This window comes from Stenotrophomonas sp. YJH_SMC_8, from assembly GCF_059371315.1.
The window spans coordinates 1-15,296 of sequence record NZ_JCAFUL010000018.1 but is presented as its reverse complement, the minus strand read 5'-3'; the positions used below and the strand labels follow the sequence as shown (position 1 = coordinate 15,296).

General features: G+C 68.6%; 15 protein-coding genes. 13 read left to right on the top strand and 2 right to left on the bottom strand.

Annotation, left to right across the window (positions count from 1 at the left end; translation table 11 throughout):
* The first annotated feature begins 128 nt into the window (after nucleotides 1-128).
* Nucleotides 129-269 carry a hypothetical protein gene (locus AC5P88_RS17710; RefSeq protein WP_173364575.1) on the top strand — a complete coding sequence of 47 codons (141 nt, stop codon included), beginning with the start codon at nucleotides 129-131 and terminating at the stop codon, nucleotides 267-269.
* Nucleotides 270-311: 42 nt separating this feature from the next.
* Here AC5P88_RS17710 and AC5P88_RS17705 read toward each other — a convergent pair whose 3' ends face one another.
* Nucleotides 312-596, bottom strand: coding sequence for a hypothetical protein (locus tag AC5P88_RS17705; protein WP_495225634.1), 285 nt, complete (start codon nucleotides 594-596; stop codon nucleotides 312-314).
* A 30-nt stretch (nucleotides 597-626) separates the two neighbouring features.
* Complete coding sequence (locus AC5P88_RS17700) at nucleotides 627-1,394, bottom strand: MipA/OmpV family protein (RefSeq protein ID WP_111112435.1); 768 nt, start codon at nucleotides 1,392-1,394, stop codon at nucleotides 627-629.
* 145 nt (nucleotides 1,395-1,539) lie between these two features.
* Here AC5P88_RS17700 and AC5P88_RS17695 point away from each other — a divergent pair, with 145 nt between their 5' ends.
* The 12 genes from AC5P88_RS17695 (at nucleotide 1,540) to pgsA (ending at nucleotide 15,099) form a co-directional block, all read left to right on the top strand.
* On the top strand, nucleotides 1,540-2,211 hold the full coding sequence (locus tag AC5P88_RS17695) for a response regulator transcription factor (protein WP_033833867.1): 672 nt from the start codon (nucleotides 1,540-1,542) through the stop codon (nucleotides 2,209-2,211).
* Nucleotide 2,212: 1 nt separating this feature from the next.
* On the top strand, nucleotides 2,213-3,556 hold the full coding sequence (locus AC5P88_RS17690; RefSeq protein WP_106549002.1) for a sensor histidine kinase: 1,344 nt from the start codon (nucleotides 2,213-2,215) through the stop codon (nucleotides 3,554-3,556).
* 59 nt (nucleotides 3,557-3,615) lie between these two features.
* The gene (locus AC5P88_RS17685; RefSeq protein ID WP_495225633.1) at nucleotides 3,616-6,015 is read left to right on the top strand and encodes a DNA internalization-related competence protein ComEC/Rec2; all 2,400 of its coding nucleotides are present in this window, start codon (nucleotides 3,616-3,618) and stop codon (nucleotides 6,013-6,015) included.
* A 3-nt stretch (nucleotides 6,016-6,018) separates the two neighbouring features.
* Entirely contained in the window at nucleotides 6,019-6,681 is a 663-nt protein-coding gene (locus AC5P88_RS17680; protein WP_049432517.1) for a MotA/TolQ/ExbB proton channel family protein, read from the top strand.
* Between the two features lie 3 nt (nucleotides 6,682-6,684).
* Complete coding sequence (locus tag AC5P88_RS17675) at nucleotides 6,685-7,107, top strand: ExbD/TolR family protein (protein WP_106549000.1); 423 nt, start codon at nucleotides 6,685-6,687, stop codon at nucleotides 7,105-7,107.
* Nucleotides 7,104-8,852 (top strand): lipid A export permease/ATP-binding protein MsbA, encoded by a 1,749-nt coding sequence (msbA, locus tag AC5P88_RS17670; RefSeq protein ID WP_099552684.1) that lies wholly within the window; start codon nucleotides 7,104-7,106, stop codon nucleotides 8,850-8,852. Before AC5P88_RS17675 ends, msbA begins: the two co-directional genes overlap by 4 nt.
* Nucleotides 8,852-9,871: a tetraacyldisaccharide 4'-kinase gene (gene lpxK / locus AC5P88_RS17665; protein WP_106548999.1), complete on the top strand. Its 1,020-nt coding sequence runs from the start codon at nucleotides 8,852-8,854 to the stop codon at nucleotides 9,869-9,871. The genes msbA and lpxK overlap by 1 nt, the downstream gene beginning before the upstream one ends.
* Nucleotides 9,872-9,945: 74 nt before the next feature.
* The gene (gene kdsB, locus AC5P88_RS17660; protein ID WP_106548998.1) at nucleotides 9,946-10,719 is read left to right on the top strand and encodes a 3-deoxy-manno-octulosonate cytidylyltransferase; all 774 of its coding nucleotides are present in this window, start codon (nucleotides 9,946-9,948) and stop codon (nucleotides 10,717-10,719) included.
* The gene (locus AC5P88_RS17655; RefSeq protein WP_106548997.1) at nucleotides 10,716-11,204 is read left to right on the top strand and encodes a low molecular weight protein-tyrosine-phosphatase; all 489 of its coding nucleotides are present in this window, start codon (nucleotides 10,716-10,718) and stop codon (nucleotides 11,202-11,204) included. The genes kdsB and AC5P88_RS17655 overlap by 4 nt, the downstream gene beginning before the upstream one ends.
* On the top strand, nucleotides 11,201-12,613 hold the full coding sequence (locus AC5P88_RS17650; protein ID WP_106548996.1) for a hypothetical protein: 1,413 nt from the start codon (nucleotides 11,201-11,203) through the stop codon (nucleotides 12,611-12,613). Before AC5P88_RS17655 ends, AC5P88_RS17650 begins: the two co-directional genes overlap by 4 nt.
* Nucleotides 12,610-14,454: an excinuclease ABC subunit UvrC gene (gene uvrC, locus AC5P88_RS17645; protein WP_106548995.1), complete on the top strand. Its 1,845-nt coding sequence runs from the start codon at nucleotides 12,610-12,612 to the stop codon at nucleotides 14,452-14,454. The genes AC5P88_RS17650 and uvrC overlap by 4 nt, the downstream gene beginning before the upstream one ends.
* Nucleotides 14,455-14,472: 18 nt before the next feature.
* Nucleotides 14,473-15,099, top strand: coding sequence for a CDP-diacylglycerol--glycerol-3-phosphate 3-phosphatidyltransferase (gene pgsA, locus AC5P88_RS17640; protein WP_010486073.1), 627 nt, complete (start codon nucleotides 14,473-14,475; stop codon nucleotides 15,097-15,099).
* Nucleotides 15,100-15,296 lie beyond the last annotated feature (197 nt).

The window sequence follows — 15,296 nt, the reverse complement described above, 5'->3', positions numbered from 1 at the left end:
ACCCGAACTGGCGCGCAGGGTGTTAAGCGGATGTTCCTGGCACATCCGCAGACGGCGCACCTGTACTAGAGTGGTGCCCGCGCAGGCATGCGCGCATACCGTCCATCCATCACCAGGATCTTTCACCCATGAGCGATCATGTGCCGGTTTCCAAGCCCAATCCGTTCTTTGAACTGCTGTTCGGCGGCAACATGCTGGAAGGCACGTTCAAGGCAGTGATCTGGGTCGCCCTGTTGTCCGCTGTGCTGGCCTGGACCACGTTCCGCTGAGCCGGTGCGCGGTACTGCGACACCGTTGCGGATGGCCTGTGCTCAGGCGCTGAAGGCCTGGCGCAGGCTGCGCAGGGTGGCCTGCCGATGCTCTTTCGCGCTGGCCTCGCCCATCTCCAGTTCCTGCAGGCGCAGCCCGACCAGGGTCATCGACAGCGCGTATCCCCGGGCCGCGTCGGCAACGCGCGCCTGGCCGAGTGCGCGCCGTGCAAGCGCGCTCACGTGCTCAAGGTCGGGCATCAGCCCAAGATAGACGCGCTCGGCGCTGTCCAGATCGGGGGCTCGCAGGATCGCGTGTGCATCGGAGGTGGGGGAGACGGAGGCCATGGGGGGTCCTTGTCCGTAGCGGGCGCTCGTTCAGAACGAGCGCATCAGGGAAATGAAGGCCGACGACTGTGTGCCGCGTCGTGCCATCGGGCTGTCCTTCACTGCATCGCCGAACCACTGGTTGGCAACCACGCCGGTCGCGCGCCACTTCGTGCCCAGCGGCGTGCTGACGGCGATCTGCAGGCTTGGCGATGTCGTGCTGCCCGGCCTGTAGGCGGCCAGCCCGGAGCGCAACGCTTCCTCATCGCTGATGCCGTAGTAGTAATCCAGCAAGCGTGCGCTGGAGTGCACCACGCCCACCTTGGGAACCCAGGTGAAGCGGCCGGCCTGGATCGGATAGCTGTAGTGCAGGCGTGATTCGAAACCGCCGCCGTGGCCGGTGATCTCACGCATCACGCCCGCTTCGACGATGCCCCAGTCGGCGCTGTATTCGCCGTTGATGCCGGCCATGGCCGACATCTGCCGGCTGTGCAGGCGGCGCAGCTGCGGATCGTTCACGTCGTCGGTCTTGAAGCGCAGCGTGTAGGGCGTGACCGCCGCCGAAAGGCGCAGGCCCTCGCCCTTGTACAGGTACATCCCCAGCGAGCCGGGGCTGGCGAAGAAGCGCTGGCCCTGCCAGGCAATGGATGGGACCACCAGTGGCTTGACGTCGTAGTGCGCATACGCGCCCGAGGTTGCGCCAGCACTGATGCCGGCCTGCACGCCCGGGTTGCGGTCGGCGGCCTGCGCGAGCACCGGCAGGCCGAAGGCAGCGGAGAACAGCAGCGGGCGCAGCAGGGTCGAGGGCAGTGGCGGCATCGGTCAACGACTTTGCGGGGGATGGCTGCGCATGATGGGGGAGCAACATTGTCAGAACATTGCGTCGGCGCATCCGGCAGGCCGAAGCGGAAAAAGTGGGCGCCAGGCACTATGATCGGCACCGTTTCCGGTAGCCGAGCCCCCGATGCGCATCCTCCTGGTCGAAGACGATCCTGATCTGTCCCGAGCCCTGCAATCGGGACTGGAGCGGCAGGGCGTGGTCGCCGATGTGGTTGGTTGCCTGGCCGAAGCAGCCATCGCGCTGCGCGAACCCGTGCACCAGCTGATGCTGCTCGACCGCCAGTTGCCTGATGGCGATGGCGCTGGCTTCGTTGCCGTCGCGCGGGCCCTGCGCCCGAACCTGGCGGTGATCATGCTGACTGCCAAGGGCACGCTGTCGGACAAGGTCGAGGGCCTGGATGTTGGAGCCGATGACTATCTGGTCAAGCCGGTGGCGATCGAGGAACTGATGGCGCGCATCCGTGCGGTGTCGCGGCGACCCTCTGCGATGGTGACACCCAGCCTGCGACTGGGCCGGCTGGAGTTCGATTTCGAATCGCTGCAGGCGCAGGTCGATGGCCAGCTGCTGGCGCTGCCGCGCCGGCAGGTGCTGGTGCTGCAGGCGCTGGCGATGCGGCAGGGGCGCACCGTTACCCGCAGCGCGCTGGAGGCGGCGGTGTACGGTTTCGATGACGAGATCCAGTCCAATGCACTGGACGCGCATATCTCCAAGCTGCGCAAGGCGCTGCAACAGGCCGGGGCCGGCGTGGAGATCCATGTGATCCGCGGCGTCGGCTACCTGCTGGCGGAGGCCTGAGATGGCACGTCCGATCCGTTCCATCACCCTGGGCCTGGCCTGGCGCCTGTTCCTTGCGCAGGCTTTCACCGTGCTGTTCGCGGTGGTCGCGTTGATCCTGACCTGGGGTGACAAGGACACCTGGGGCATGGACATGTTCATGGCCGAGGCAGTGGCCAAGGCGGTGCACAGCGAGGGTGGCCGGCTGGTGCTGGACCAGGCGCGCTGGGAAAAGCTCGATGCCAGTGCAGGCGGCAACCTCTGGTTCGCGGCAGTCGACGACAAGGGGGTCTGGTTGGAGCGCGGCACGATTCCGGCGATCCACGCGCCGCTGCTGGCGCGGTTGCCGACGCTGGGCGCGACCGAACTTGGTTCGCTGGTGCCGCCTTACCTGGATGTGGCGCGGGTGATGATCCGCAACGAAGAGGGGCGCCGCATCACGGTGATGGTCGGTGGCGCTCCAAAGGGCGGGTTGCTGGATGGCGCGCTGATGGTGCTGCGCCTGATCGGCCTGTGGTTCTTCCTGCCTTTGATTGTGGTGACGCTGCTGGTGATGCCGACGGTGATCCATCGCGCGATGCGCGGCGTGCGCCGCTCCGCGCAGCAGGCCAAGGAACTGGACATCGGCCAGCCGGGCGCGCGCCTGGATGCGCAGCTGGTGTCGACCGAGGTCGCACCACTGGTGGAAGCGTTCAACGATGCGATCGACAAGGTGCAGCAGGGCTATGCAGCACGCGACAAGTTCCTCGCCGATGCCGCGCATGAGCTGCGCGTACCGATCGCGGTGGTGCAGGCGCGCCTCTCGCAGCTGCCGCAGGGTGAACTGAAATCGCAGTTGCTGACCGATGTCGCCCGCCTCGGCAACGTGGCCGAGCACCTGCTCGACCTGCAGCGGCTCGACCGCAATGTCGGCGCGCTGCAGCGGCTGGACCTGGCGTTGCTGGTGCGCGAGGCGGCCGCCGATCTGGCGCCGCTGGTGGTCGGCGCCGGTTATGGCTTCGAGGTGGATGCGCCGGAGTCGCCCGTGTGGATCCATGGCGACAGCCTGGCGCTGGGGCGGGTGATCGCCAACCTGGTGCACAACGCCATCGTCCATGGTGGCGGGCGCGGCATCATCTGCGTGCGCCTGGATGCACGCGGCCTGCTGGAGGTCAGCGACCAGGGCGCCGGCATTCCGGTCGGTGACCGCGAAGCGATCTTCGAGCCCTTCCACCGCCTGCGTGCAGCCGGCAGCGGCAGTGGCCTGGGCCTGCACCTGGTGAAGGAAATCGTGCAGCACCACGGTGGCTCGGTCAGCGTGGGTGAAGCGGCGGGTGGCGGCGCCAGCTTCAGAGTCAATTTCCACCGCGGTACCGTACGGCGCTGACAGGCACACGGGGAAAGGCCCGATAGGCAGCCTGCCACCTCCAGCGGCAGGCTGGGGGAATGGTTCCCGATCGCTCCGCCCCGGCCCTGTTTGGCTTTGGCTGCGCCGCCGGCCTGGTGCTGGGGGCGCTGGCCTGCGTGCAGATGCCGATGCTGCTGCCGCTGTGGCTGAGCGTGCCGATGGCGGTCGCCGGCGCCAGCGGCTGGCTGCTGCGCTGGCGCGGCCGTGCGTGGGCCGCGACCCTGCTCGGTCTGGCATGGGCAACACTGCACGGGCACTGGGTCCTGCACGGCCAACTTGCGCCCGGCGCGCCGCCGCAGGATGTGCAGGTGCGGGGCCGGGTTGCCGACCTTCCGCAGCAGGGGCCCGGCTACACGCGTTTCGTGCTGCATGTCGAAGATGCCGACGCGCTGCCATCGCTGCGTGGCAAGCGCCTGCAGGTCACCTGGAACGATCCGTGGCGCGGCCCTCCGCAACGTGGCCCGGGCGCTGGACGCCATGCGGTTCGCGCCGGGGCGTACTGGGAACTGTCGTTGCGCGTGCGTGCGCCGCGTTCACGGATCAATCCCGGTGGCTTCGATGGCGAGCGCCACGCCGTGCTGCGGGGCATCTCCGGCAATGCCTCGGTGCGTGATCCGGCAAGTGCACGCGAGTGGCTGCCGGCGCAGGGCCTGCAGGCCTGGCGGGAACGCAGCAGTGCCGCGATCGCCGTGCAGGTGGCACATCCTGCCGCACGGTTCGTGCAGGCGCTGGCACTGGGCGATACCCGTGGCCTGTCCGATGCCGACTGGGAACACCTGCGCGCGTTGGGCCTGACCCATCTGGTCGCCATTTCCGGTTTCCACGTGGGCGTGGTCGCGGGCTTCGGCGTGCTGCTGTGCCGCCTGTCGTGGTGGCTGTGCCCGCTGCTGGGGCGGTACTGGCCACGGCCGCAGGCCGCCGAATGGGGAGCGGCGCTGGCCGCAGCCACCTATGCGGTGGCGGCGGGTGGTGCACTGCCGACGGTGCGCGCGGCGCTGATGATCGGGCTGGTCGCACTGGCCAGGGCCGGGCGCCGCCCGGTTGGCGCAGGGCAGGGGCTGGCGTTGGCCGCGATGGTGATGCTGCTGCCGGCGCCGCTGTCGGTGCTCTCGGCTGGATTCTGGCTGAGCTTCGGTGGCGTGCTGTGGCTGCTCTGGTGCCTGCCGAGGACGGGGCCGGAGGGTATCGGTGGTGGGCTGCGCGGGTTCCTTGCCGCGCAGGGGGTTGCCAGCCTCGGCCTGCTGCCGCTGTGCGTTGCCTTGTTCGGCGGGACCGCGCGGTTGGGGCCGCTGGTCAATCTGCCGATCATCCCGTGGTGGACAATGCTGGTTGTTCCGCTGTCGCTGCTCGGTACCGCCCTGCACGTGCTGCATGACGGCGCGGGGCGTTGGGCCTGGCGCGCCGCGGCCTGGCTGTTCGAGCTCAGCTGGGAGGCTCTGCAGCCGTTGGCGCTGCATCCGCAGGCGATGTGGTGGCTGGCCGAGGCGCCGCGCTGGGCGGTACCGGTGGCCTTGCTGGGCGTGTTCTGGTGGCTGCTGCCGCGCGGTGCCGGCGGTGGCCTCGCTGGCCTGCTGTTGTGCCTGCCACTGCTGTGGCCGGCACGGCATGCCCCTGCCGAGGGCGAGCTGGAGCTGCTGGTGCACGATGTCGGGCAGGGCACGGCGGTGCTGGTGCGCACGGCCCGGCACGCGCTCTGGTACGACGTTGGGCCGCCGACCGGTGGTGACGGCAACGAGCGGATCCTGATTCCGGCGTTGCGTGCGCTCGGTCAGGGGCCACCGCAGCAGGCGATGCTCAGCCATGACCACCTGGACCACACCGGCAGCCTGCCCGGCCTGCGCCGGCAGCTGGCCGGGCTGCAACTGCTGGCGCCGCCCGGCAGCGCCATCGCCGGGGCTGCCCCGTGCCAGCAGGGGACGCGCTGGCAGTGGGATGGGGTCGATTTCCAGGTCCTGCATCCCACGCCGGGCAGCCGGCAAGCCGAAAACGAGGACAGCTGCGTGCTGCGCATTGCCAGCCGCCACGGCGTGGTGCTGCTTCCCGGCGACATTGGTCGCCCGGCCGAGGGGGCGTTGCTGCGGGCGTATCCGCACGCGCTGAAGGCGGACGTGGTACTGGTGCCGCACCATGGCAGCGGCGGCAGCTCCAGTGCGCCGTGGGTTGCGGCGGTGGCGCCGCGGCTGGCGGTGGTCTCTGCCAGGCACAGGAACCGCTTCGGCCACCCGCGCCAGGAGGTGGTCCAGCGCTGGCAGGCGCAAGGCGCGGAAGTGCTGGCCACGGCCGACTCCGGGGCGATCCGCGTATGGCTTGGCGCACAAGGCCTGCAGCTGCGTGAACAGCGCATCCATGCATCCCGGTGGTGGGATGCCGCTGGGCGGGCGCGGTCGGCTGCTATCCTATCGCCGATCGAACAAGCGGCCGTTGGGCCGGAGGGTTGAAACGTGTGGGAACTGGTCAAGGCCGGTGGCTGGCCGATGGTGCCGCTGCTGCTGTTGGGCGTACTGGCTTTGGCGATCATCCTGGAGCGTTTCTGGTCCCTTCGGCGGACTGAGGTGCTGCCGCCCGGCCTCGGCCAGGAAGTGCGCAACTGGGCCGCTCGCGGCAAGCTCGACCCGGCCCACCTGCAGACCCTGCGGGCGAACTCGCCGCTGGGGGCGCTGCTGGCTGCCGCACTGGAAGCGCGCAACCGTCCGCGTGACCAGATCCGTGAGCGCATCGAAGACACCGGCCGCCACCTGGTGCACCGCATGGAGCGATTCCTGAACGCACTGGGCACGATTGCCTCGGCGGGCCCGCTGCTGGGCCTGCTCGGCACGGTGATCGGCATGATCCAGATGTTCCTGGGCATCCTCGACCACGGCGTGGGCGACGTGAACCAGCTCGCTGGCGGCATCGGCAAGGCGCTGGTGTGCACCGCCACCGGCATGATCGTGGCGATCCCGGCGCTGATGTTCCATCGCTACTTCAAGGGCCGCATCCACGGCTACGTGGTGGAGATGGAGCAGGAAGCCAGTGCCCTGCTGGATACGCTCGACGGCCGCCCCGGGGTGATGAACCCGGCCCCGGCCGCGCGCCAGGCCGGCGCCGCCACGGCGAAGGCCTGATCGATGCGTATCGGCAACGACCGATCCCAGGATGAGCCGCATATCGACCTGGTGCCGCTGATCGACGTCATCCTGGTGCTGATCATCTTCTTCGTGGTCACCACCACCTTCGACGCGCGTTCGACGCTGCAGGTGCAGCTGCCGACCGCAAGCCAGCAGCAGACCAACGAGCCGCCACGCTCGCTCAGCGTGCTGATCAACGCCGAAGGCCGCTACTTCATCAATGACCAGGAAGTGCTGCGCAGCGACGTCGAGTCGGTCAAGCAGACCATCGCCGCCGTGGCCGGCAGCGATCGCCAGCAGACCGTGCTGCTGCGCGCCGACGCGCGCACTCCCTACCAGGCCGTGGTGACCGCGCAGGACGCGCTGGGTCAGCTCGGCTTCCGCCGTATTGCCATTGCAACAGCACCCGAGGTGCGTCCATGAGTTCCAATCACGCGCCGGTGTGGCCGATCTACAAACGCCTGCTGGGGTACACCCGCGCCTACTGGGTGTTCATGGTGGCCGCGGTCATCGCCATGGTGGTCGAAGCCCTGGCGGGCTACCACTTCACCAAGTTGATGGAACCGCTGGTCAACCGTGGTTTCGTCAACCCGGAACCGCGCATGGCGGTGATCCTGCCGCTGACCATCCTCGGCCTGTTCCTGATGCGCAGCCTCGCCACCTGGGTAAGCGACTATGCGCTGGCCAAGACCGGCCGCAGCGTGGTGCGCGACCTGCGTGAGCAGGTGCTTGCCAAGTACCTGCACCTGCCGTCCTCGCACTTCGATACCGAAGCGACGCCGGTGATGGTCAGCCGCCTGAACTTCGACACCGAACAGGTCACCCAGGCCAGTGCCGACGCACTCAAGACCGTGGTGGCCGACACCCTGACCATCATCGCCATGCTGGCGGTGATGCTGCAGATGAGCGTCAAGGTCACCGTTGCCATGCTGGTGGTGGTGCCGCTGATCGGCGTGATCGTGTCCTACGTGGGAAAGCGCTACCGCCGCATCAGCCGCGGTATCCAGGACGGCATGGGCTCGATGGCGCAGACCGCCGAACAGTCGCTGGCGGCGCAGCAGGAAGTGAAGGTGCATGGCACCCAGCAGCATGAAATCTCGCGCTACTCGCGCCTGGCCAACCGCATGCTGTCGCTGAACATGAAGGTGGAAGTCACCCGTGCGGCGGCGTCCAGCGTGGTGCAGTTCCTGGCCGCACTGGCGCTGGCGGTGATCGTCTGGGTATCGACCCGCGAAGCGCTGGCCGGCCGCCTCAACGCCGGCCAGTTCATGGGCCTGATGACCTCGATGATGGCCATCATTCCTTCGCTGCGCCGCCTGACCAGCGTGCAGACCTCGATCTCGCGCGGCGTGGCCGCCGCAGAGCGCCTGTTCGGCATCCTTGACATGCAGGTCGAGCGTGACGAGGGCCGCAACAGCGTGCAGCGCGTGCGCGGCGAACTGGCCTTCGACCACGTCATGCTGCGCTACCGCGAGGACAGCGGCATTGCCCTGGACGACATCAGTTTCGTTGCCAAGCCCGGCACGGTCACCGCCATCGTGGGTCGTTCCGGCAGTGGCAAGACCAGCCTGATCCGGCTGGTGCCGCGCTTCTACGAGCCCAGCGGTGGTGTCATCACCCTCGATGGCGTCGCGCTGGATGACTATCCGTTGGCCGACCTGCGCCGGCAGGTGGCGATGGTCGGACAGAAGGTCATGCTGTTCGATGACACGATCGCGGCCAACATCGCCTATGGCATGGAAGCGAGCGAGGAGCAGATCCGTGCGGCGGCCGAAGCGGCCAATGCGTGGGAGTTCATCGCGCGCATGCCGCAGCAGCTGCAGACCCCGGTCGGCGAGAACGGCGCGCTGCTGTCCGGTGGCCAGCGCCAGCGCCTGGCGATCGCCCGCGCGATCCTGCGTGACGCGCCGATCCTGATCCTCGACGAAGCCACCGCCGCGCTGGACAACGAATCCGAGCGACTGGTGCAGGATGCACTGCAGCGCCTGATGCCCGAACGCACCACGCTGGTCATCGCGCACCGCCTGTCGACCATCGAGCATGCCGATCTGGTGCTGGTGATGGACCACGGCCGCATCGTCGAACGGGGCACCCACAAGGAGCTGCTTGCCATGGGTGGCCTGTACCAGCATCTGCACAGCATGCAGTTCCGCGAAAGGCAGGACTGATGGCTGGCAAGGGTACCCAGACCCCGCCGTACTGGTACGACGGCAGCCCGGTTCCGTGGGCGATGCGCCTGCTGGCACTACTGTATGCCGGCGTCACCGCGCTGCGCCGCCGTGCCTACCGGCGTGGATGGCGCAAGCGCTACACGCTGCCGGTGCCGGTCATCGTGGTCGGCAACATCACCGCCGGCGGCACCGGCAAGACGCCGCTGACCATCGCCCTGGTCGAGCGCCTGCGCGCGGCCGGCTGGAAGCCGGGCGTCGCCAGCCGTGGCTATGGCCGCGAAGACGCCGACAAGCCGCTGTGGGTGCAGGCCGACACGCCAACTGCCAAGGGCGGTGACGAACCGGTGCTGATCGCCTGGAAGACCGGCGTGCCGGTGCGCGTGGACGCTGACCGCGTGGCTGCGGGCAAGGCGCTGATCCAGGCCGGCTGCGACGTGATCGTCTGCGATGACGGCCTGCAGCACTACCGGCTGGCGCGCGACATCGAGATCGAAGTGGTCGATGCCCAGCGGCGCTACGGCAACGGCCGGATGATTCCCGCCGGACCGCTGCGCGAGCCGGTCAGCCGGGCCGGCGAATGCGATTTCCGCGTGGTCAACCTGGGCCAGGCCGATGAGGAAACCGCGGCGCAGGCCTGCGGTTTCGGCCAGTGGCCGATGGCCCTGCACATCGACAGTGCGCAGCCGCTGGCCGGTGGCCGCGCGCGCCCGTTGTCGTACTTCAAGGGCCAGCGTGTTCATGCGGTGGCTGGCATCGCCCATCCACAGCGCTTCTTCGACATGCTGCGCGCGCGTGGCATCGGCGTGGTCCCGCATGCCTTCGCCGACCACCAGGCCTACCAGCCGCAGGACCTGTCCTTCGGCAGCCAGCTGCCGGTGCTGATGACCGAGAAGGACGCGGTGAAATGCCGCGCGTTCGGCAACGATTGGCATTACGCGGTGCCGTTGCGTGCCGAGCTGCCTGCCGCGTTCTGGGTGGCGCTGACTGACCGCCTGGACAAGCTGCGACCGAACTGAGTGGCGCGGCGGCGCTTGCATTCACGCGCCGCCGGCCGCATCCCCGTTGTAACGAGCCTGCCGAGTATCGCCCCATGACCGAATTCGTTGTCGCCATCCCGGCCCGCTATGCCGCCTCGCGGCTGCCGGGCAAGCCGCTGCGCCTGCTGGGTGGTGAACCGCTGGTGCTGCACGTGGCACGCCGCGCGCTGCAGGCGGGCGCGGGCGAGGTATGGGTTGCTACCGACGATCAACGCATTGCCGACGCGCTGTCCGGGCTGGCCGAGGTGAAGGTGGCGATGACCGCTACATCGCATGCGTCCGGAACCGACCGCCTGGCCGAATGTGCGCGCATCGCCGGCTGGGCCGACGACACCGTGGTGGTCAACCTGCAGGGTGACGAACCGTTCGCGCCGGCGGCCGGCATCCGTGCGGTGGCCGAAGCGCTGGTCGGCGGCAACGCGCCCATGTCGACCCTGGCCACCTCCGTCGAGGATGCGCAGACGCTGTTCGACCCGAACGTGGTCAAGCTGGTGCGCAACGTGCGCAACGAGGCGATGTACTTCAGCCGCGCACCGATCGCCTGGCACCGAGATGGTTTCGCGCGCAGCCGCGACACGCTGCCGGAAGGGCATGCCTGGCTGCGCCACATCGGCATCTACGGCTACCGCGCCGGTTTCCTGCAGCAGTTCGCGGCGATGCCCCCGGGCCAGCTGGAGCAGGTCGAATCGCTGGAGCAGCTGCGCGTGCTGGAAGCGGGCCATCCGATCAGTGTGGCGATCTCGCCGGAACCGTTCCCGCCCGGCATCGACACGCCCGAGGATCTGGAACGCGCTGAAGCGTTGCTGCAGACGCTGGCCGCGCGATGAGGCTGCTGGTCGTCTGCCTCGGCAACATCTGCCGTTCGCCGATGGCCGAAGGTGCGCTCCGCGCACGCCTGGACGCTTCACCGCTGGCGGGGCGGGTGCAGGTGGATTCGGCCGGCACCGGCGACTGGCATGTCGGCGAGCCGCCGGACCGGCGCGCGATCGCCTGTGCGGCCGGGCATGGCGTGGACATCGGCGGCCTGCGTGCGCGCCAGCTGCAAGGCGCTGATTTCGACCGTTTCGACTGGATCCTGTGCGCCGACGAGGCGAACCTGCGGGATGCGGGACGCTTGGCTGCACCTGCCCAGCGTGAGCGGCTGGCGCTGTACCTGCCCTGGTCGGGCGGAGAGGGGCGGGTGGCTATCCCGGACCCCTACACCGGCGGCAGCGATCACTTCGAACAGGTCTGGACGCTGGTCGACAATGCTGCAAAACGTGCAGTGGCACGACTGTTGCATGACGCCGACTCCGGCATAATCGGGCCATGAACGTCCAGCCCGTCCCGGACCTGCCCGAGTTCGCCACCTGGCTCAATGCCGCCCCCTGCACCCTGACCGAACTGCGTGGTCGGCCGGTGGCGCTGTTGTTCGTCAACGCCGCTTCTGCCTGGAGCGCGCAGCGCCTGGCCGAGTTCGGTCAATGGCTGTCGCGTCACCCCGGCATGCTGCAGCCGCTGGTGTTGCAGGTCCCCCGTTTCGATTTCGAGCGTGATGCCGGCGCCGCACTGAAACTGCTGCGTCGCCAAGGGCTGTCAATGCCGGTCCTGCTCGATGCCGACTGGGATGGCTGGCGTCGCTTCGGCATCACATCCTGGCCGACCGTGGTGCTGCTGGACGCGCAGGGGCGCGAACAGCAACGGCTGGTCGGGCTGGGTGCTCCGGGAGACCTTGAGCGTGCGTTGAATGCGCTGTGCCACGGCGCGCCGTCGGCACCGCCGCGCGGCGGTACCGAGCTGCATCCGGAGCCGCGCCAGGCACTGCGTTTCCCGCTGGGCCTGGCGGTCAGCACCGAACGCCTGTACATCGCCGACAGTGGCCATCACCGCATCCTCGAATGCAGCCACGGCGGGCGCATCCTGCGCCAGTTCGGGTTGGGGACGGCCGATTTCATGGACGGCAACCTCGCCGAAGCGGCGTTCCATCGTCCGCAGGCGCTGGTGCTGGAGCGCGACGCGCTGTACGTGGCCGACACCGGCAACCATGCCGTGCGTCGCATCAACCTGCTGACCGGCATCGTCGACACGCTGTGCGGCAATGGCCGCCCCGGCGCGCCGGTGGAGGGGCCGGTCGCGCAGGCGCGGCAGGTCTCGCTGGACCACCCGGTTGGCCTGGCCATCGCTGACAACCAGCTGCACATCGCCATGGCCGGCGACAACCGCATCTGGAGCTACCACCTCGGCCAGCGCAGCCTGCAATGGCGCGCCGGCAGCGGTGCCATCGACGAGCGTGATGGCAGCGGCCACCTGGCCGCGTTCGCACAGCCGACCGCACTGGCCGTGGTGCAGCAGGTGCTGTACGTGGCCGATGCGCTGGGCTCCTCGATCCGCGCACTGCAGTTGCGCGGGGATCTGGTGCAGACGCTGGTCGGGCAGGGCCCCTGGCGTTTCGGTGACGAAGATGGCCCGCGCGCGCAGGCCAGCCTGCAGTTCCCACAGGCGATAGCGCTGAGTCCGGATGCACCGTTGCTGTGGATTGCCGATACCGGCAATGGCCGCCTGCGCACGCTGCGCCTGGGTGGTGGCGAACTGACGACCCAGCCGCTGCCGCGCCGCCTGCATGGCCCGGCCGGTCTGGCCGTGGGTGCCGGTGCGGTGTGGATCGCCGAGACCGATGCCCACGCCATACTGCGATTCGACCCCGAAAGCGGCGTGCTCAGCGAAGTGCCGATCAGCGAATGACCGACGTTCCCGCCCCGGCCTTCGACGGCAAGGCCTTCGCGGCCCAGCTCAGTACCGCCCCCGGTGTGTACCGCATGTACGCTGCCGACGACACCCTGCTGTATGTCGGCAAGGCGCGTGCGCTGCGCAACCGTGTCGGCAGCTATTTCAACGGCAGCCCGAAGAATGCGCGGATCATGTCGATGATCTCGCAGATCGTGCGCATGGACGTGACGGTGACGCGTTCGGAAGCCGAGGCGTTGCTGCTGGAAAACCAGCTGATCAAGTCGCTGTCGCCGCGTTACAACGTCTCACTGCGCGACGACAAAACCTATCCGCATGTGCTGCTGACCCGCGAGGACTGGCCGCGCATCGCCCTGCATCGCGGCCCGCGTGCCATTCCCGGGCGCTATTTCGGGCCGTATCCCGGCGTCACTGCGGTGCGCGAAACGCTGAACCTGATGCACAAGCTGTTCAAGCTGCGCAGCTGCGAGGACAGCGTGTTCCGCAACCGTTCGCGGCCGTGCCTGCAGTACCAGATCGGCCGCTGCAGCGCGCCCTGCGTGGAGCTGGTGGCGCCTGCCGAGTACGCCGAATCGGTGCGCCGCGCCGCGCTGTTCCTGGAAGGCAAGAGCGACGAGCTGACCCGTGAACTGGGCGAGCAGATGCAGGTCGCCAGCGAGGCGCTGGAGTTTGAACAGGCCGCGCGCCTGCGTGACCTGATTTCTTCGCTGCGCAGCATGCAGACCCGCCAGTATGTGGACGGCCGCGCCGCCGATCTGGATGTGCTGTCGGTGGCCATGCAGGGCTCCCAGGCCTGCGTGCTGCTGCTGGCCTTCCGTGATGGTCGCAACCTCGGCACCCGTCCGTTCTTCCCGCGCACCAATGGTGAAGAAAGCCCGGAAGAAGTGCTGGCGGCGTTCGTCTCGCAGTACTACATCGAGTTCGAGCCGCCGCGCGAGATCCTGCTGGATCGCGAGATTCCGGACGCCGATCTGCTGGTCGCCGCGCTGTCCGCTTCGGCCGAACGCAAGGTGCAGCTGAAGTGGAACGTGCGCGGCGAGCGTGCCGGCTACGTGGAACTGGCCAGCCGCAACGCGCAGCTGACCCTGGCCACTGAACTCAACAGCCGCAACGCGCAGCACGCGCGCAGCGATGCGCTGCGCGACATGCTGGGCCTGGCCGAGCCGGTCAAGCGCGTGGAATGCTTCGACATCAGCCACACGCTGGGCGAGGCCACCGTGGCCTCGTGTGTAGTGTTCGACGCGGCAGGCCCGGTGCGCGCGCAGTACCGCCGCTTCAACATCAGTGGCATCGAGCCGGGCGACGACTATGCCGCCATGCGCCAGGCCATCGACCGCCGCTTCCGCCGTGCGGTGGAAGAGCAGGGCGTGCTGCCGGACGTATTGCTGATCGACGGTGGTGCCGGCCAGTTGGCGCAGGCCCAGGCCGCTCTGGCCGACCTGGGCGTGGAAGGCGTGCTGCTGGTGGGCGTGGCCAAGGGCGTGGAGCGCCGTGCCGGCCACGAAGCGCTGGTGATGCCTGACGGTCGCGAGCTGCGTCCCGGTGCAGCCAACCCGGCCCTGCAGTTCATCCAGCAGGTGCGCGATGAAGCCCACCGCTTCGCCATCACCGGCCACCGGGGCCGCCGCCAGAAGGCGCGGATGACCAGCAAGCTGGAGGACATCCCCGGCATCGGCCCGCGCCGTCGTGCCAGCCTGCTCAAGCATTTCGGCGGCCTGGTCGGCCTGAAGGCGGCTGGTGAAGCGGAAATCGCCAAGGTGGAAGGCATCAATGACGCCCTCGCGGCACGTATCTACGCTAACCTGCACGGGTTGGCCACGCCTGATGCGGCCGAGTAGAGAGAGAAGCACGCAAGCATGAAGTTGACCCTGCCCACCTGGCTGACGTTGTTGCGGATCGTGATGATCCCGGTGCTGGTGCTGGTGTTCTACCTGCCCTACACCTGGACCAACTTCGCTTCGGCGGCGATCTTCGGCCTGGCCGCGATCACCGACTGGCTCGATGGCTGGATCGCCCGCCGCTACCAGCTGGAGTCGGCCTTCGGTGCCTTCCTCGACCCGGTCGCGGACAAGCTGATGGTGGCGGTGGCGCTGTTCCTGATCGTGCAGGGCCACCCGACGCCGTGGATGGCGTTCTGGGCGGCGGTGATCGTGGGTCGTGAGATCGCGGTGTCGGCGCTGCGCGAATGGATGGCCGAACTGGGCCAGCGCGCCAAGGTGCGCGTGGCGATGATCGGCAAGGTCAAGACCACCGCGCAGATGGTGGCGCTGCTGTGCCTGCTGTATTCGGTGGCGCCGAACGTGCCGGTGGAAGACATCTGGATGGGCTGGCCGGTGTTCCACATCGGTGACTGGACTTTGGCGATTGCCGCGGTACTGACCCTGTGGTCGGGCCTGCAGTACCTGCACGCCGCCTGGCCGAGCCTGCGCGAAGACGAACGCGCCGCACGCGAGCGCTCGCGGCAGAAGAAGCTGGGCAACTGAGCCCCGGGGACGGAGCCCCTTCCGCAAGGAAAGGGCTCTGACCCCAACGATGCCGCCATCCACGCATGGCGTGGATCTTATCTCTTGCCGATCTGGCACCTTGGGTGCCGAGAGCCCGGCGTGGGCGACCGTGTGGATCCAGGTCTTGCGACCGAGAAGTAGCTTGGGTCCCCACGCCGGATTCTCCCTGAACCGCC